Below are 18,302 nucleotides of genomic sequence, written 5' to 3'. Positions count from 1 at the left end.
GTTGACGAGCTCGGCCCAGATGGTCAAATGCGGGAGCCGTGCGGCCCCACTACACCGCTCACTCGTCAAGCAGGCAACAGAGCGGAGAGGCTCGTAGGGCGGCCGGGTCCAGTCTCTAGTTCGGGAGAACTTGGTGCCTCCCTGTGGCCGATCTTGCCGGGTGACCTATGAGGCGCCACGGGGCGCTCTTACCGCAAGCCCGGGGGTGATTCATATCACAGTCTTTAGGGCGGCGATCGAGGGAACCTCCTGGAGCTGCTCGCGTACTGGGTCACTCAAGACGAGTCAGGCCCAAATGACTCCCAGTAATGCTGCCGCTGCAATTCTGCTATTGACCACTTCATGTCAGTGACTCATGATCGCGCTGTTCGTCTTTATTTTGGCTTTGTGGGCGAGCGGTCCTTTTTGTGCCGCGCGCTTCGTGCTGTGGAGGGTGCGCCGTGCCGCTTTCGCAGGCTCGTGTGGAACGTTGCAGCCGGTCACGCCGCAGCGTGTTCCAGCGCTTGGGTTCCGCAACTGTCGCTTTGGCTGTCCTGGTAGCTGGGATCGGCGTTCCGGACGGTTTCGTTCGGCAGGCCGCTGCCGAGGCGCCGTCGCCTCGGACGGAGCGGAGTGTCGACGGGCAGCCTGTAGCGCGGAAGCCGGTATCGAAGGGTGCAGAGGACCGGCAAACGCTCGCGAAGCAGTTTAAGCCGGTGTGGCCCAAGGGCGGTTCCGGCCGGGTCGACCTTTCCTCGGGCAAGGGTGCGGTTGCTGTTGCCGGTCTACCGATCTCGGTGGCTCCGGTGGAGGTGGCGGCTGCAGCTTCCCGATCGAAGTCCACATCGTCGCCGGAGGGGTCTCCGTCCTCGGTTCAGGTGGAGGCCCTCGACAATGTCACGGCACGGCGCCTGGGTGGGGTGGGCATCGCGGTACGGCTGACGCGTGCCGACGGCGGTACGACTACGGCGCCGGCGAAGGTGAGCATCGACTACTCGTCCTTCCAGGACGCCTACCCCGGCGGTTTCGCTTCGCGTCTCGCTCTGCTTCAGGTACCCGTCTGCATGGTCGTGCCTAAGCCGTCCCAGCAGTGCCTTAAGCAGGCAGGGGCGAAGGTGCGCCGTTTGCCCGTGGTCAACGACGTTGCTCATGCCAGATTGAGCGCTGTTGTGGAGGCTGCTCCGGCGTCTACTACCGGTACTACTTCCAGTAGCGCGTTGGTATACACGGTGACCAGTTCCGCGTCCGTGACTTCGACGTCCGATGCGACTGGATCATTTGCGGCCACGGACCTCAAGCCGTCCGGCACCTGGCAAGTGGGGTTGTCGGGGGGCGGTTTTTCCTACAGCGTACCAATTGACGTGCCGCCCGCCCCGGGAGGACAGACGCCGAAGGTGTCGTTAGATTATTCGTCGTCTTCGGTTGACTCACTGACCTGGTACACCAATAACCAGGCTGGCTGGGTGGGGACGGGGTGGGACCTCGGGGTCGGGTTCATCGAGCGGCAGTACAAATCCTGCCCGCTTGATGAGGACAACGACGATAGCCCGCAGCAGTTGTGCTGGGATGCACATGATGATCTTACGCTGTCTGTGGGTGGCCGTTCCTCGCGAATAGTTAAGGACAGCGGCTCGGGTGCGTGGAAGACTGTTGACGACTACGGCTGGAAGATCGACCAAGTCAGCACAGGCGGTGATTCAGGTCAGCCGCATTGGAAGGTCATTACCCAGGACGGAACGGTCTACCGGTTCGGCTTTCACCGTGACTCCTCATTTCAGGTGCCGTTCCTCGGCGCGAAGGCTGGCGACCCCTGCCACGACAAGTACTCACAGTATTCGACACCGCCGTTGTTGAAGCCTCCGGCGGACAGGTTCTGTTATTCAACCTGGCGGTGGATGCTCGATCAGGAGATCGACCCTAAAGGCAACGTAACTGATTACTCCTACACCCGGGAGCAGAACACTTACTGCATCGTCTCGGGTGACGCCTGCCGGGATGCCGGCGGTAACCTTCCCTACGACCGGGGCGGCTACCTGGCACAGATGACCTACGGCAGCAATACAAACGTAGCTGGTTCCACCGCGACCGCCCGAGTGATGTTCACAGCCGTCGAGCGCGGTCAAGGCCTACCAGGCTCCACTCCAAGAGACGTTCCCTGGGACCTCAACTGGTGCACCGACCCCACATCCTGCTTCAACACCGCAGATGGGCCGACCTTCTATGTCACCAAACGGCTGGACAACATCGTCACCCAGTCGTGGAACCCCTCCTCAAATGGATGGGATGACGTCACCCGCCTTGAGCTGCGCTACAAGTGGGTGGAGACCAACCCGTCGGCCACGGACAAGGGCCCAGTGCTCTGGCTGGACACTTTTCGAACAGTCGGACTGGCTGGCGACGGCCCCGACGTCGCCAGACCGCCACTACAGTTCGACGCCACACTGCTCGCTAACCGGTTCGGCTGGTTAGACGCACTCCCTCGAATGTCCGCTGTTGGCAATGGCCTGGGAGGGCGCACCGAAATCACCTATGGGCAGCCGTCCGGATGCCCGCTGACCACGGAATCCAAGGCCGTGGACCGAGACGATGCTGGATACGACTGCTACTGGGTCTTCACCAACTTTTACACCGATGTCAACAACGTGCAGCACGTCCAAGGCGAGGTGTATAACAAGTGGCTGGTTACCCAGGTCGTTGACAAGGATCTCGTCGCCGCATCCCCCGACGTTTTGACCCGATATGAATACCTTGGCACCCCGGCCTGGGCTCGGGCCGCCAAGTTCGACGAGACCACCGGCAACTACGAAGTACCGGCCCCACGGTGCATCAACTGGGCGTTCATCAACGGTGCGATGAGCTGCACCGAATGGAGCGACAGCTGGACCGAATGGCGCGGATACTCAACCGTTAGAGTCAGCAGAGGCAGCGGAACCGACCCCGGAGGGTACAGCGTCAGTAGCTCCACCTTCTACCGGGGCATGTACGAAGATCCGCTGGCCAACGGAACCCCTAAGCATATTCAGGTGACCGACTTCGACGGTACTGCCTTCAACGACTTAAGGACCCTGGCGGGGAAGACTCTTCAAGAGCAGACCTGGCGTCGCGTCAATCTGTCCCCGCAAGTCCAATGCACCTATCCCGCATGGAGCGGCAGCTTCTACCCAACTGGCACAAGAGTGTCATACAACAACCGACACTGGGAATCACTGTCGAACTCGTTTACCTCCAATCCCCCGTCAAGCGGGGCAAAATGGAAGGACCTCGGTCCCTGCCCAACCATTACACCCGCCGGCTACAACGAGGAAGCCTCCACTCGCTACGAGTACGCCAACGTCGTCACTGGAAATGGGCCCGGAATTGCCGACCCGCACCAGGTCAACCCAAATCGCCAGGTAGCCCGAGAGAAGGTGTCCTCGGGCTGGCGCTACACCGAGACCGCCACTGCGTACAACGCCGACGGGTTGCCGATCAAGGTCAACGACTACGGTGAACGCGGGGTCGCGGGGGACAACACCTGCACCGCCACGACCTACGCGCGCAATACCTCCGGCAGTGCGTGGATGATTTCCTACCCGGCCAGCGTGGAGCGGCGTGCTGGGGACGACTGCACCTCGGGCACCTTCATGGGGCGTACCGTCACGTTGTACGACGGGGCAACCAGCGAGTCCGCCAATACCCCGACCAAGGGGAACGCGACCGAGACGCGGACCTACACCAGCAGCAGCGACTTCACTAGGGTGAAGGCCGACTTCGACGGCTACGGCCGAACCCTGTCGGCGACCGACCCGCTGGGCAAGACGACTACCACGACCTACAACCCCGCAGTGGGGTGGCCGGGTAACGGTGTCACCGTGACCAACCCCCTCGGTCACACCGCCACCACCTGGACCTCCGCCGCATACGGCGGAATCGTTGGGATCAGAGATGCCAACGGGCACGACACCAACATTGACTACGACGCGCTCGGCCGCACCACGATGCTGTGGACGCCCGCCCAGCCGAGGTCCGGCGATACCCCTGCCGCGACGGTGACGTACACCATCCCCACAGATGCCAACGGAGTCGTCGCCGGCGCGGCGAGGACGGCGGTCGCTCGGCTTCAGTCCGGGACCGGAGCGGCGGCAAAGTACGTGACGACCTACACCTACGATGACGGTCTGGGCCGCACCCGTGAAACACAGACGGCCTCACCAGCAGGTGGGCGAATAGTCTCCCCGGTTATCTACGATGCCCGCGGTCTTACCGCTGCTACCGGTGCGCCGACGTACAACACGGCACAGTCGGGAAGCGGGCTGTTGAACCCCGCGCTCACAGCCCTACCGCAATGGAACAAGCCCATTTACGACGGTCTAGAGCGGGTGGTCGCCGCAGTAGACATGTCGGGCGCGACCGAGTTGCGGCGCACGACGACGACCTACTTCGGCGATCGGACGGAAGTGAGCCCGCCCGTCGGGGGCAAGACCGTCACCTACACCGACGCCGACGATCAGGTGACCAAGGTCGAGGAGTGGAAGGACGCCACCACTCACTACGACACCCGCTATGAGTACAACCTGAACGGTCAGCTGATCAAGCAGACCGACGCCAACGGCAATGTCCGCACTTTCACCTATGACCTGATGGGCCGTCGCAAGACGGCGCACGACCCGGATGCAGGTGACTCCGAGCAGGACTACGACGCGGCCGGCCGCCTGCTGTGGTCGACAAATGGCAAGGGCCAGAAGGTCTCCTACTCCTACGATGATCTCGGGCGTAAGACCGCAGTGTGGTCGGGGGATGCCGGGACGGGAACGAAGCTGGCCGAGTGGGTGTACGACACTATAGCCAAGGGGCAATTAACCTCCGCGACTCGGTTTGTCGGCGGCAACGCGTTCGTGGACGCGGTCACGGGCTATGACGTCATGGGCCGGCCGACTGGTTCCGCGTTGACGATCCCGTCGTCTGAGGGACTGCTGGCTGGCACCTACGCCTTCTCCATCAGTTACAACTCCTCTGGCACCGTCGCGGAGCACGGGATGCCCGCCGCAGGCGGTCTGCCTGCGGAGAAGGTCACCTCCACCTACTCCGACATCGGCCTCCCCCAAGGCCTGACCTCGGATCTCGGGGGTGGCTTCACTTACGTTGGCTCCACCACCTACTCGCCGACGGGCCGTCTGGCCGAGCGCACCTACGGCGCGAACGGGAAGATCAAGCGCACCCTCACCTGGGACAACGCCACCGGTTGGCTGAGCCGAGTCACCACCACGACCAAGGCTGACACCAGCAGCCCGATGGTCAGCCACGACGACCAGTACTTCTACGACACCTCAGGCGAGATCACCCGGATCCTGGACGCCGCCTCAGCGACGGGCGGCAGTCCCGGCCAGTCCGAATGCTTCGCCTATGACGGCCTGCATCGCCTGTCACAGGCTTGGACCACCACTGCTAGCACCTGCGGGTCCGGCACTGCATCGGCAGACAACCTAGGCATCGATCCCTACGCGCAGTCCTACGCCTACGATCCGGTGGGCAACATCACATCCGTCACCTCTGGCGGGCAGAGCTCGACCTATGCCTATCCTCAGCCGGGCACCTCGGCCGTACGCCCGAACGCCGTCACCTCCATCACCCGTCCCGGCGGCACCGACACCTACAACTACGACGCCGTCGGCCAGCTCACCTCCCGCACCGTTGGAGGCAAGGCTGGCACCTTCGTCTGGAATGAACTGGGTGAACTGGAGAAGGCCACGATCGACGGCCAGGACACCACGATGGTGTACGACGCCGATGGAGACAGGCTGATCCGGCGCGATCCCACTGGCAGGACCACCCTCTATCTCGGCTCCATGGAGATCGAGGTCGTGGGCAGCACGATTACGGGCAAGCGCTACTACACCGCACCCGACGGCGCCCTGGTGGCTATGCGGACAGGCGGCAGCGGCATCACCTGGTTGATGTCCGGCTTGCACGGCTCAACCCAACTCGCCGTCAATGACACAACCGGACAGGTATCCCGCGAACGCTACCTACCCTTCGGCCAGCGCCGCGGCAGCGACGACCTTCCGTTCACCGACCATGGCTTCCTGGGAAAGATCGAGGACGACTCCACCGGCCTTGACCTGCTGGGTGCACGTTACTATGACCCGGCCATCGCCAAGTTCATTTCCACCGATCCTCTGCTCGACCTACGCAAGCCGCAGTGGGCGAACCCCTATGCCTACTCCGGGAACAACCCTATCGGCGCCTCCGACCCGACAGGGCTGGCACCGCTGAACTGTGAACCTAACCAGGCGAACTACCAGCAGTGCATGAACGAAGAGGCCTGGGCAGACTGCGTCAAGAAGCTCGGTAAGCTCAAGTGTGCCGAGATGCGCTACAACAAGGCGAAAAATGAGTCCGAGGGCTACTGGCAGCAATTCCTTGGGGCGCTCAAAGAAATCGCGAAAATCGCAGCTGACGAACTCGGCATCACAGACGCCCTCAACTGTTTCACAAAGGGCGATATTGGCGCGTGTGGTAGTACTGCACTCAACGTTCTTGCGTCTGTCGCCGGCGGGTTCGCCGGAAAGCTCGCTGCGAAGTATGGGCTGCCCTGGAAATGGAAGAAGGCCTACGAAGTCGGCAAGAAGCTGGCTGGCGCTATAACTACCGCATATGATAGATTCAAGGGATGGCTCAAGGCAGAAGAAAAGTTAGCAGCAGCTAAGACCACGTACAGCATCTATAGAATGCTCAAGAATGTCAATGTCGACAATATAAAGATGACGGAGACTGTTCGTAGGCATCTGGATGATATAACGAAGCGTGGGGAATCGTCGCGGCCATATATGAACTCTAAGCTCCTGTTGAAGGAGATTATTGAGAGCGGTATGCCGAAAGTTGACCCACGGGGCGTGGCTACCGCACTACGCTGGGATGTCGCCGGAACCTTCCGCGGAAGGAAAGGGGTTTGGGAACTGGTTGTGGACACCAAAACCAATACAATCCTGCACTTCAACTTCGTTGGTCAGAAGTGATTGATCGCATGAAAATCTACTGTGTAGAGGGCAGTCGAATCGAAGGGCTGCTTAAATACATCGAACATGAATACAGCTTTTCCTTCGAGCCGGACAGTCCCGTCGACCTGCGAGCTGTCATAGGCGATCGAGGGGTTGCAAGCCTAGTAGTCGGTACCCTACAACTCGAAGTAGCGGTATCGTCGGGGCGAGCGCTGTATGCTTGGGGGTTTCATCCGCATTCTACGTGGAAGCGGGCATCGTTAACGCCCCCCAAAGCTACACAGGCGGCCGTATTCATTAATATGGACGAAACGCTTGAACCGGGGATATCAATTCCTCTGGCAGTAGAGGGCGACTGGATAACACTGCATGACCAAAGCACCGGCTGGGTGCGTGTTGCATTTGATGAAAGCCGTGACGATGAATTGATGGAAATCGCAACCGGGGTTGTCCTTGGCTGCAGGGGTCGAGATATACACTCCATATGGCTTCATCCCATACGTGAATAATTTAGAATTATTTCTTCATCTCCTCAGTATGGATCCGCTGGCCGAAGTCTGACGGAAGTGCAGTAAAGCATTACCGGCGGGTAAGTTGCGACAGCTCTAGTTAGCGAACTTGTGATGACTATGGTAATGAGTGGCGGGATGTATCAAAGATATTGACCGCAGCCTTCCGCTCCTGCTGATTGTCCTGCCCGCACAGGATGGCTTGACCTTGGGCGGCCGGTCTGCATCCCTTCGGGATGGCCGGCGAGGAGATGACAGCCTTCCACCCGCACTGTCCCCGGCTCGTCTCCGAGGCATCCCACAGGGGTTGGCTGTCAAGCGCATCTCTGTCGGAGGACCGGGGTGCAGGGGGCGGAGCCCCTAGCGGCTCTTTCTTCCGGACGCCTCGCGAGCTGGACCGCGTCGCCTCGGTCGTCGTCCTGGCCGCAGTGGCCCCCGATTGCCTGGCGTTCCGTTTCGCCGTGCGGGAGCGCACGGGCGGCGTCGGCCAGGACCGGCTGAAGAACCGCAGCGCGGTCGGCGACGACCTCGACGGAGCGACGCTTGAAGTCGTCCAGATTCTCAGCGAGTCGCGGGCCGTCTCCAATTCGTCCGTCCCAAAACGGAGGACTCGGCCTGTACGGTCCCACTACCGCCGATCTGTGTTGAGGCGCTCCATGAGCACCGGCGCCAGCAGCTCGCCGAGCGCTCCGACCGCTGGCCCGACTGGGAGGACCACGGCCTCGTCTTCCCCTCCCTGCGCGGCACGCCTATGGAGCCAGACAACCTCCGGCGAAGCTGGGGAGCATCCGTAAGGCGGCCAGCCTCGGCGACATGCGCTTCCACGACCTCCTCCACACCTGCGTAACGCTCCTACTCAATCTCGGCGTCCCGCCCCAGGTCGTCCGCGACATCGTCGGCCACAGCGACACCTTATTGCCGTTGGGCAGATCCAACGCCCCATGTCAGTCCTAGGGTCAGGCCTCTCCGGGAGGTGCTCGCCTACATCATCTCTGTCAGTCCTGCGGCCAGTTCTCCGGCGCGGACACGTACGTGCCGCGATGAGGGACGGTGAAGACGTACCCCTGATCCCGGAGGAGCCCGACGGCCAGGCGTACCGTCGCCTTGGCCACGCCGTAGTCCTTCATGAGCGCCTTCTCGCTCGGGATCGCGCGGTTCGGCCTGAACTCCTGTTGCCGGATGCGTTGGGCGACCTCTTCGGCGATCTCCTGGTAGAGGCGCTTCTTCCGCTGGACGCGCGGGGCCTTCTGGTCGCCGACGAAGGTGCCCTCACCCTGCACGGTGTAGACGAGGCCCTGCTCGCGTAGCTCGCGCGCCACGCGGCGGGCGGTCGTCCTCGCTATTCCGTACTCGGCCTCAAGGTCGGCTTCGCTCGGCACCGGATTGCCCGGTGCCAGCTCACCGCTGTCGATGCGGTCGCGGAGGATCTCGGCGATCTGCTTGTAGACAGGTACAGGTCCGTCTCGGTCGAGCACAGCCAAACCATAGACCGGAACAGACATCGCCATACAAAATGCAACATCTCAAAGCCCGGGCAGATACGGGCTGTAGACCGGTGGTAACGGATGGACTTATAGTGACGTCATCGCTACTCGTCGTGAGGCACGCGGCGCCAGGCGGTGTCGGTGACGATCACGTGGTCGAGAAAGCGGAGACCGACGGTGTCGGCGGCCTCGTGGAGGCGGGCGGTGACCTCGACGTCGGCAGGGCTGGGATCGAGCGATCCGCTCGGGTGGTTGTGGGCGAGGCCGAAGGCGACCCCGCCGGAGAGGAGGACGGTGGTGACGATGTCCCGGACCGGTGCCGGTGTGTGGTCGCTGCCGCCCTCGCTGAGTACCGCGCGCCGCAGCACCGCGCCGCGGCCGTCGCAGACGATCACGACGAGCCGCTCGCGCGGGTGCCCCTGCAGCAGGGGAGCGGCGGCCGAGGCGATGTCGGCCGAGCAGGTGATCCTGCTCCGCTCCGGCTCCGCCTGGGCCCGCCGTACGAGGTGGAAGGCGGCGGCCACCCGGGCCGCCTTGGCCGGGCCCACTCCCGGTACGGCGAGCAGCCGGTGGGCCTCTGAGCGGGCCAGCTCGCCGAGGTCGCCGCAGTGGGCGATGACCTGGGAGGCGAGTTCCACGGCGCTCACGCCCCTGCTGCCCGAGCCGAGCAGCAGGGCGAGCAGCTCCCTGTCGGCGAGCGCCGCCGCTCCGGACGCCAGCAACCTCTCACGGGGCTGGTCGGCCAGGGGCAGGTCCTTGACACGCATCGGCACCTCCGGACGGGGGATCCGGATCGGTTGTACCAGCGGGCACCGACAGTCAGAGGGGGCTGGGAATGCCGTAGACCAGGCGGAAGCGATCACCGGGCACCACGGCGTCGCTGGTCTCGACCGGCCGGTCTCCCGACCAGTACGTGCGCTCGATCTGGAGCACCTGCACGCCGGCGGGCAGCTCCAGCAGATCGCTCTCGGTCGGCTGGGGCACGCGGACGTGCACGGCCTCGCTGATCTCGGTGATCGGCGTGCCGCTCGCCGCGAGGCGGAAGGCCGCGCTCCTGCGTTCGTAGGTGCCCTCCTCCGCGCCCTGGCCCTGCCCCGGCTCGATCGGCTCGTACGTGGTGAGCAGCTGGAGGGGCCTGCCGTCGCCGCGGAAGATGTGGCGGGTCCGCATCACCGGGCCGGATTCGCCCAGGCGCAGCCGGAGCACGATGTCGGGCGGGGCGTCCGCGAGCTCGCTGCGCCAGCTCCAGCTCGGATGCCGCCCGCCCGCGTGCATGTCGCTGGCGAAGGCGGTGTGGGGTTCGGGGGAACGGCCGCGGTGCAGCGGGAGCAGGATCGGTTTCTCCCGCACCCGGTGCCCGGAGCCCACCCGGCTGATGATGAGGCCCTCCTGGGCGAGCACGCGCAGCGCGTGGCGCGCGGCCGTCTCTCCGACGCTGTACTTCCGGGTTATCTGGTGCCGCGACGGGATCGGTGCGCCCGGCGGGAGCGTGCCGTCGATGATCTGGCGGCGGATGTCTTCGACTACTCGCAGGTAGACCGGATCAGAGTTTGCCATCAATCCATCCCTGAGGGGGTGACGGGTCCTCCAAATCTTGACGTATCCGCCGGGCGACACAGAGTGACGGAAGTGTCCTGTGACCCCAACTTTGCCTGGTGAAAGGTCCGCCAATGGGCGATTGTGCCGCTAAGGGGTCGGGTGTTGATATTCCGCTCCCGCCCCCTTATCACGGCATCCATGTGGGTCCCGCCTGGGACGGGCACGAGTGCATCACATGGCTGGTGCCGACTCCCCGCAGCGACCGTGTCCGGGTGCGGCGTCACACCTGCGAGTGCAGGCCCACGATCTACGAGCTGTGCCAGGCGGGCGGGTTGCTGTTCGTCCGCCGCACCGAACGGGAGGGCGAGGTGAAGGTCCACGAGACCGAGCGTCTCGTCTCCGCCAGGATCGAGCCCTTGTGGACCAAGCTGCTGACGGGGGAGGCCCGCTGAGCACGCTCGGAGCCTGAACTCCTTGAACCACGACGTTCCTGGTCGTAGGGGGTATGACACACCGTTCGCGGCCTCCGGGAAAAAATTCGCGCGATGGTGTGTAACGTCCGCGTAAGGAACGCCGATTCTCCGGTAGAGGTCGCCGATGTGTGTACCCCCGAGCACATATCGGCGGCCTCTTTCTCCGTCCCCGGCTCTGTCCCCGGCAGGCGTCACGGGACGGGACATATCGGGGTGGCGACGTCCATGACCCGCGCGGATCCGGGTACCGTTCGGTCTATGGCATCGCCAACTGGAACCTCCGACGCCCCCTTCGGCCGCGCTTTGACCGCGATGGTGACACCGTTCACCTCTGACGGCGCCGTCGACTACGAGGGCGTCCAGCGGATCGCCGCCTATCTCGTCGACGATCAGCGCAACGACGGCCTGATCGTGAGCGGCACCACCGGTGAGTCCCCCACCACCTCGGACGAGGAGAAAGACCGGATCCTGCGGGCGGTGGTCGAGGCCGTGGGCGACCGGGCCACGATCGTCGCGGGCGCGGGCACCAACGACACCCGGCACAGCGTCGAACTGGCCCGGGCCGCCGAGCGCGCGGGGGCGCACGGACTGCTGGTGGTGACTCCGTACTACAGCAGGCCGCCGCAGGAGGGCCTCGTCCGCCACTTCACCGCCGTCGCCGACGCGACCGGCCTTCCAGTGATGCTCTATGACATTCCCGGGCGTGCGGCCACGCCCATCACGACGGAGAGCCTGTTCCGGCTCGCCGAGCACCCGCGCATCACGGCGGTGAAGGACGCCAAGGGCGACCTGTTCGCCGGCTCGCAGGTGATGGCGGGCACCGACCTCGTCTTCTACTCCGGTGACGACCTGCTGAACCTGCCCTGGCTGTCGGTGGGGGCGGTCGGCTACGTCAGCGTGGTGGGCCACGTCGCGGGCCCCGACCTCGCCGCCATGTGCGACATGTACCGCACCGGTGACGTGGCGGGCGCCCTGGAGACCCATCGGCGGCTCCTGCCGGTGGTCTCGGCGATCATGACGCGGACCCAGGGCGCGATCATGGTGAAGGCGGCGCTGACGCTGCTGGGCCAGGACGGCGGTCACGTCCGGCCTCCGCTGGTGGACGCCACCCGGGAGCAGATCGCGGCGCTGCGGGAGGACCTCATCACGGGAGGTCTCAAGCTTGTGGATTAGATCAACAGATGGAGCCGAATGAGCGACTTGACCAGGAAAAGAGAGAACGGAAGAACCGGGGGTGGCGGCGTGACCGAACGGCGCCGGGCTGAGGGGGTGTCATGAGTCATCCGCATCCCGAACTCGGGCCGCCGCCCCCGCCGCCGGAGAACGGCCTGCGCATCGTCGCGCTGGGCGGACTCGGCGAGATCGGCCGGAACATGGCGGTGTTCGAGTACGACGGCCGTCTGCTGGTGGTGGACTGCGGGGTGCTGTTCCCCGAGCCGGACCAGCCGGGCGTCGACCTCATCCTTCCGGACTTCGACTACATCCGGGGGCGTCTCGACGACATCGAGGCGCTCGTGCTGACACACGCCCACGAGGACCACATCGGGGCGGTGCCGTACCTGCTGCGGGAGCGGCGCGACATCCCGATCGTCGGCTCGCGGCTGACGCTCGGGCTCATCGAGAGCAAGCTGGCCGAGCACCGCATACAGCCGGTGAAGGTCGAGGTGATCGAGGGCGAGCGGCGCTCGTTCGGGCCGTTCGAGTGCGAGTTCGTCGCGGTCAACCACTCGATCCCCGACGCGCTCGCGGTGGCGGTCAGGACGCCCGCGGGCCTCGTCCTGCACACGGGCGACTTCAAGATGGACCAGCTTCCGCTGGACGGGCGGCTGACCGACCTCGGGGCGTTCGCGCGGCTCGGGGCCGAGGGCGTCGACCTGCTGATGTCCGACTCCACCAACTCGGAGGTGCCGGGCTTCGTCACCAGCGAGCGGGACATCGCGCCGGTCATCGACGACGTCTTCCGCACCGCCGCGAAGCGGATCATCGTGGCCAGCTTCGCCTCGCACATCCACCGCGTGCAGCAGATCATGGACGCGGCCGAGAAGCACGGCCGCAAGGTCGCGCTCATCGGCAGGTCGATGGTCCGCAACATGGGCGTGGCGCGCGAGCTCGGCTACCTGAAGGTGCCGGCGGGCCTGCTCGTGGACTCACGGGAGATCGAGGAGTGGCCGCCGGAGGACGTGGTGCTGATCTGCACCGGCTCCCAGGGCGAGCCGATGGCGGCGCTGTCGCGCATGGCCAACCGCGACCACCCGATCAGGATCGCCGAGGGCGACACGGTCCTGCTGGCCTCGTCGCTGGTGCCCGGCAACGAGACGGCGGTCAGCAAGGTCATCAACGGCCTCAACCGCTGGGGCGCCCGGGTGGTCCACAAGGGCAACGCGCGGGTGCACGTCTCGGGTCACGCGGCGGCGGGTGAGCTGCTGTACGTGCTCAACCTCACCAAGCCGTCGAACTTCATGCCGGTGCACGGGGAGTGGCGGCACCTGCGGGCGCACGCCCGGCTGGCCGAGCTGACTGGCGTACCCCGCGAGAACATCGTGATCGCCGAGGACGGCGTGGTCGTGGACCTGGTCGACGGCCGGGCGAGGATCGCCGGCGCGGTCCCGTGCGGGTACGTGTTCGTGGACGGCACCTCCGTGGGCGACATCACCGACGTGGCGCTCAAGGACCGGCGCATCCTGGGCGACGAGGGGTTCATCTCCATCGTCGTCGTCGTGGACTCCACCACCGGCAAGCTCACCGGCGGGCCGGAGATCACCGCCCGCGGCTCGGGCATCGACCCCGACGCCTTCGACGCGGTCGTGCCGCAGATCGAGTCCGCGCTGCAGGAGGTCGCCGCGGCGGGCGTCGCCGACGAGATGCAGATCCGGCGCACGATCCGCCGTACGGTGGGGCGCTGGGTGAGCGACACCTACCGTCGCCGGCCGATGATCATCCCGGTGGTCGTCGAGGTGTAATCCCGTTGAACTCGGAGACGGGCGTGGCGTAACGTCCCGCCCGTGTCCGAGGTGAGGATCGTCTACCGCAAGTACGGCGGAGCGTTGCACTGGCACCACTTCGCCCGGCTGCTCGGCGAGGACGAGCACGGCGTCTGGGCCGGCTTCCCCGCCAGGACCGTCGCCCAGCGGGGGCACGAGCCCGAGACGGTCTTCGAGATCCCGTCCGTCATGCTGTTCCCGCGCGACTCGTGGTGGACGGCGTCGTTCAACGCCCCGCCGCACAAGGCGGAGATCTACTGCGACATCACCACGGTGCCGGTGCGGCGTGACGGCCGGATCACCATGGCCGACCTCGACCTCGACGTCCTGCGGATGCGCGACGGCCGGGTGCTGCTGGACGACGAGGACGAGTTCGCCGAGCACCAGGTGCGGTACGCGTACCCGCAGGAGATCATCCGCCAGGCGGAGCGGTCGGCCGCCTGGCTGATGGAGGCCGTCACCGAACGGACCGGTCCGTTCGACGGCGCCCACGACCGCTGGCTGTCCCTCGTGACCTGAGCGAACCTCTAGTCGCCGAACTCGTTCGGTACGTCGGACGGGGTCACGGCGGAGATGTAGTGCTGCGGCAGGTGGTCCTCGAAGGAGTACACCATCGGCAGCGAGCGGGTCAGCGTGAACTTGTTCCCCAAGAAGGCCAAGTTGGCGAGTACAAGCCCCAGGAGGCCGGGCATCTGCGTCGTGGGCAGCGGCGCATACTTCGGGTCGCCGCTACGCGGACGGCAGGCGCCGCCGCCGGGGTCGAGTAGCCCGAACAGGCTGCTCGAAACGCGCTGCACCGTAGAGCGGTACTCCTTCCCGAAATGCTGGTAACGACCGGAAGAAGCCGGGGGGAGATGGGGCACCGGATCTTTGTCGTAGACGTACCGGATCACCTTCTCGCGCAGGAAGTCGTCCCGCTCCGCGGCGGCGGCGAACTGCGGTGTGCCGACCATGGGCTGGCCGAAGGTGTAGATCGCCTTCAGCCGGCCGGTCAACTCCCGGAACTTGTCCTCGTGCCGGAGCATGACGCCCATCAACGCGGCCATCGCCCCGCCGAGGCTGTGGCCGGTGATGTACAGCGTATCGAGTGCGCCGTCCACAACGCGGTCACCGCCGTCGGCTTCCGAGCCGTCATGCGGCGACACGCGGACCGGGCCGGGGCGGCAGGCTCGCATCAGCGCCCCCAGCACCTCGTATCGGGTGGCCCGCACGTTCCGGTAGAAGCCGGCGTGGACGGCGGAGCAGGGTTCGCCGTACCAGTAGGTGATCTGTTCCGGCTCCACTTCGAGGTTCAGCAGCCAGTCGATGCCGTTCAACGGCGGGGTGCCGCGGTAGGCCAGGATCGCCACCCGCCCGCTCCGGCTCCGCACGAGATGGGCGGTGGAGTCGATGAGCATGCCGTCGACGGACATCGAGATCGTGCGGCAGTGGTTGTCCTCGAGGCCCAACCTGGCCATGATCATCGCAACCGTCTCGGCATCCGAATAGGCGTAGCCGGCGCAGGTGGCCATGACGTGTGCGACGACCGGGTCGGGATGCTCGTGGGTCGTCAGCAGGTGCTCTTCGAGATCTTTGTAGACCGGAAACCTGTCGGCGTCGCCTGCGGAACGACCATAGGGCCGGAGCACCTCGTAGCTGGGTGCCTCGGCGTCGCTCACATGCAGGCCGTCGGCCTTCGGCATGGCCGTCGCGCGTCCAGCCTGCTGCCGCCGCTCCGTGGTCTCCGCCACGCCGTCCACCTTCCGGTCACCCGACACGAGTGATCCCGGTCCGGGGTGGTCGCCGCGGGACCGGAACGTGGGGACGATTTCCGATACGGCCGGAGAGAAAACTCCCGGCTGAGCAAACATCCCGCGCCGTCGAGCAGGCCGCCCTTTCCGCTTCGCGCCGGCCGGCAGCAAGGGCACCACCTCACCGAGGAGCTGGTGCCCTTGCACTGTCGTAGAGGTTGTCGCGTCTTCCGAAGCTACACGCGTCGCCGATGCTGTCCGATCGCCTCGGCGATGGCCTCGAGGCGGGCCGTGGAGGCGAGGCCGCCGTGGTACCAGTGGATCTCGGAGGCGCCGGCCGCGGTGTACGCCTCGGCCAGGAACGTCAGCGCCCCGCCGTCGGCCGGGCGCGGCGGCAGGGCCAGCACGTACGCCCCCACCCGCGGCCCGAGCCGGCCGAGGGCCCGCAGCCCGGCCTCGTCCGCCTCGGGGGAGTTCCAGCAGTTGCCGACGAGCAGGTCGGCGTCCACGCCCTCGGGGACGGTCGCGAACGGGCCGGTCGCCCACGGGTCGGCGCTGGCGTGCAGGGCGACCTCCAGGCCGGGCCGTGCCGCCCTGGCCTCCGCCAGCAGCAGCGCGCGCAGTTCTCCCGCGAGCCCGGTGCGCAGCTCGCGCAGGGGGTCCGCCAGGTCGCCCAGCGCCTCCTCGACCGAGCCCGGCCGGCCGTCCACGCCCGCGCGCACCCGCGCCCGCGTCTCGGTCACGTCCAGTCCCGCCGCCTCGTACCGCAGGACGCAGTTCGCGCAGAAGCACAGGGACAGCAGGGCGACCTGCGCGGGCGACCAGTCGGCGCCGTCGGTCTTCTCGTGGTGGCCGCCGTGCCGGAAGCCGAGCGGGCCGCACGCCTCCAGGATCAGCGCGTCCGGGTCGCCGGCCTCGACGATCTCGCGGACCAGTGTGCGGCAGTAGTCGCGCACGTCGGCCGCCGCCGGGCACAGCGCGTACGGATAGCTCTCCCCGAACGCGTTGGTGACGACCAGGTCGGGGTTGGCCGAGCCGAGCAGCGTGTTGTGGGTCAGCACGGTCCACGCCCGCACCGGCAGGCCCGCCGCGCGCAGGGCGTCCCTGGCCTCCCCGAACGGGTCGGCCGAGTCCATCCACGACGGCGTGCCCGGCACCAGGCGGGCGCCCTTCCACGCCTCCTCGCGTAGGGGCACGTAGCAGGCGGAGTGCCGGGCGTCGACCAGCCGGTGGGCCGGGTGGTGGGGGGTCGCGGCGCGGGTGGTGTGGTAGGACGCGGCGAGCGCGACGGCGTCGACGCCGAGGCCCGCCAGGCGGGCGGCGGCCCCGGCGTCGCCGACGATGTCCCAGGGGTAGGCGTAGATGACGTTCACCAGCGTGGCCTCCGGGCCGAGAAGGACGGGTCGACGGACCTCATGTACGTCGTGTCGTCACGGGAGCGGACCCCGCACTTCTCATACTGCTCGTTCATGATTGCGAGGGCGTCGCGGTCGAGTTCCACCCCGAGTCCCGGGCCGTCCGGCACCGGGACCGCGCCGTCCACGAACCGCAGCGCGCCCGGGGCGACCACGTCCTGCCCGTCCTGCCAGGGGGTGTGGGTGTCGCAGGCGTGGGTGACCGCCGGGGTGGCGGCGGCGAGATGCGTCATGGCGGCCAGGCTGATGCCGAGATGCGAGTTGGAGTGCATGGACAGCGCGATGCCGAAGGTCGCGCACAGCGTGGCGATGTGCGCCGAACGCACCAGGCCGCCCCAGTAGTGGTGGTCGGTCAGCAGCACCCCGATGGCACCGGCACGCAGCGCCGGAGGCAGGTGCTCGGGGGTGACGACGCACATGTTGGTCGCGAGCGGCATCGGCACCTCGGCGGCGACCCGCGCCATGCCCTCGATGCCCTCGGTGGGGTCCTCCAGGTATTCCAGCAGGCCGTCGAGTTCGCGCCCCACCCGGATCGAGGTCTCCACGCTCCACACGGCGTTGGGGTCGAGGCGCAGCGGATGCCCGGGGAACGCCTCCCGCAGCGCCCGGATCGCCTCGGCCTCCTGCTCGGGCGGGAACACCCCGCCCTTGAGTTTGATCGAGCCGAAGCCGTACCGGCCGATCAGGAGGCGGGCCTGCTCGACCACCCCCTCCGGGTCCAGAGCGGCGCCGAAGCCGTCCTCCGGCGCGCCGGGATGGCCGCCCCACTTGTAGAAGAGGTACGCGCTGTAGGGCACGGCGTCGCGCACCCGGCCGCCGAGCAGGTCCACGACGGGCCGGCCCGCCGCCTTGCCGCGGATGTCCAGGCAGGCGACCTCGAAGGGGGAGAAGATCCGGTCGACGGTCTTGGCCCGGGAGGACGTGCCGGTCAGGCCGTGCAGGTCGGTGACCACGTCGGCGCCGACGAGGCCGGCCACCGTGGCGTACATGGCGTTGTCGCCGTAGACGTCGTGACCGCGCAGCGCCTCGGCCGCGGCCCGCACCCGTACGAGGTGGTCGAGGTCGCCGTAGGTCTCCCCGAGGCCGGTCAGCCCCTCGTCGGTGACGACCTCGACGACCGTGCGCAGCGCCCAGGGCTCGTGGACGCCGGCGGCGTTGAGCAGCGGCGGGTCGCGGAAGGCGACCGGCGTGACGTGGATCTCCCGAATCCTCATC

Annotated in this window: 11 protein-coding genes; 5 read left to right on the top strand and 6 right to left on the bottom strand. The window is 66.4% G+C overall.

All coding sequences use genetic code 11. The annotated features are described in order from the left end of the window. Positions 1-440 precede the first annotated feature (440 nt). Positions 441-6,974 carry an RHS repeat-associated core domain-containing protein gene (locus HHX40_RS03675; protein WP_182879386.1) on the top strand — a complete coding sequence of 2,178 codons (6,534 nt, stop codon included), beginning with the start codon at positions 441-443 and terminating at the stop codon, positions 6,972-6,974. Between the two features lie 1,486 nt (positions 6,975-8,460). Here the strand turns inward: HHX40_RS03675 and HHX40_RS03670 are convergent. From HHX40_RS03670 to HHX40_RS03660, 3 genes are all read right to left on the bottom strand, one after another. Continuing rightward, positions 8,461-8,940, bottom strand: coding sequence for a GntR family transcriptional regulator (locus tag HHX40_RS03670; RefSeq protein WP_310737930.1), 480 nt, complete (start codon positions 8,938-8,940; stop codon positions 8,461-8,463). Between the two features lie 113 nt (positions 8,941-9,053). Beyond that, entirely contained in the window at positions 9,054-9,716 is a 663-nt protein-coding gene (locus tag HHX40_RS03665; RefSeq protein WP_182874823.1) for a JAB domain-containing protein, read from the bottom strand. Between the two features lie 52 nt (positions 9,717-9,768). Continuing rightward, on the bottom strand, positions 9,769-10,506 hold the full coding sequence (locus tag HHX40_RS03660; protein WP_182879384.1) for a GntR family transcriptional regulator: 738 nt from the start codon (positions 10,504-10,506) through the stop codon (positions 9,769-9,771). Between the two features lie 224 nt (positions 10,507-10,730). On the opposite strand from HHX40_RS03660, the gene HHX40_RS03655 reads away from it, so the two are divergent. From HHX40_RS03655 to HHX40_RS03640, 4 genes are all read left to right on the top strand, one after another. After that, positions 10,731-10,940, top strand: coding sequence for a hypothetical protein (locus HHX40_RS03655; protein ID WP_259403209.1), 210 nt, complete (start codon positions 10,731-10,733; stop codon positions 10,938-10,940). A gap of 279 nt (positions 10,941-11,219) precedes the next feature. Beyond that, positions 11,220-12,134, top strand: a complete 915-nt coding sequence (dapA, locus tag HHX40_RS03650; RefSeq protein WP_111699726.1) for a 4-hydroxy-tetrahydrodipicolinate synthase — start codon at positions 11,220-11,222, stop codon at positions 12,132-12,134. A gap of 101 nt (positions 12,135-12,235) precedes the next feature. Then, positions 12,236-13,921 carry a ribonuclease J gene (locus tag HHX40_RS03645; RefSeq protein ID WP_182874821.1) on the top strand — a complete coding sequence of 562 codons (1,686 nt, stop codon included), beginning with the start codon at positions 12,236-12,238 and terminating at the stop codon, positions 13,919-13,921. A gap of 42 nt (positions 13,922-13,963) precedes the next feature. Continuing rightward, entirely contained in the window at positions 13,964-14,461 is a 498-nt protein-coding gene (locus tag HHX40_RS03640; RefSeq protein WP_182874820.1) for a DUF402 domain-containing protein, read from the top strand. A gap of 8 nt (positions 14,462-14,469) precedes the next feature. Here the strand turns inward: HHX40_RS03640 and HHX40_RS03635 are convergent, their stop codons facing one another. From HHX40_RS03635 to HHX40_RS03625, 3 genes are all read right to left on the bottom strand, one after another. After that, on the bottom strand, positions 14,470-15,672 hold the full coding sequence (locus tag HHX40_RS03635) for a lipase family protein (protein ID WP_182879383.1): 1,203 nt from the start codon (positions 15,670-15,672) through the stop codon (positions 14,470-14,472). A 236-nt stretch (positions 15,673-15,908) separates the two neighbouring features. Continuing rightward, complete coding sequence (locus tag HHX40_RS03630) at positions 15,909-17,045, bottom strand: hypothetical protein (RefSeq protein ID WP_182879382.1); 1,137 nt, start codon at positions 17,043-17,045, stop codon at positions 15,909-15,911. Then, on the bottom strand, positions 17,042-18,301 hold the full coding sequence (locus HHX40_RS03625; protein ID WP_182879381.1) for a glucarate dehydratase family protein: 1,260 nt from the start codon (positions 18,299-18,301) through the stop codon (positions 17,042-17,044). Before HHX40_RS03625 ends, HHX40_RS03630 begins: the two co-directional genes overlap by 4 nt. Position 18,302: the final 1 nt, after the last annotated feature.

Origin of the sequence: Microbispora sp. H10949, assembly GCF_014161435.1 — a bacterium.
In the GTDB taxonomy this organism is placed as follows: Bacteria; Actinomycetota; Actinomycetes; order Streptosporangiales; family Streptosporangiaceae; genus Microbispora; species Microbispora triticiradicis.
This window is presented reverse-complemented; position numbering and strand designations above follow the sequence as displayed.

Coding starts and splice junctions, on each gene's coding strand:
- HHX40_RS03645 (WP_182874821.1), top strand. CDS start 12,236: ATGAGTCATCCGCATCCCGAACTCGGGCCGCCGCCCCCGCCGCCGGAG.
- HHX40_RS03660 (WP_182879384.1), bottom strand. CDS start 10,506: ATGGCAAACTCTGATCCGGTCTACCTGCGAGTAGTCGAAGACATCCGC.
- HHX40_RS03625 (WP_182879381.1), bottom strand. CDS start 18,301: ATGAGGATTCGGGAGATCCACGTCACGCCGGTCGCCTTCCGCGACCCG.
- HHX40_RS03665 (WP_182874823.1), bottom strand. CDS start 9,716: ATGCGTGTCAAGGACCTGCCCCTGGCCGACCAGCCCCGTGAGAGGTTG.
- dapA (WP_111699726.1), top strand. CDS start 11,220: ATGGCATCGCCAACTGGAACCTCCGACGCCCCCTTCGGCCGCGCTTTG.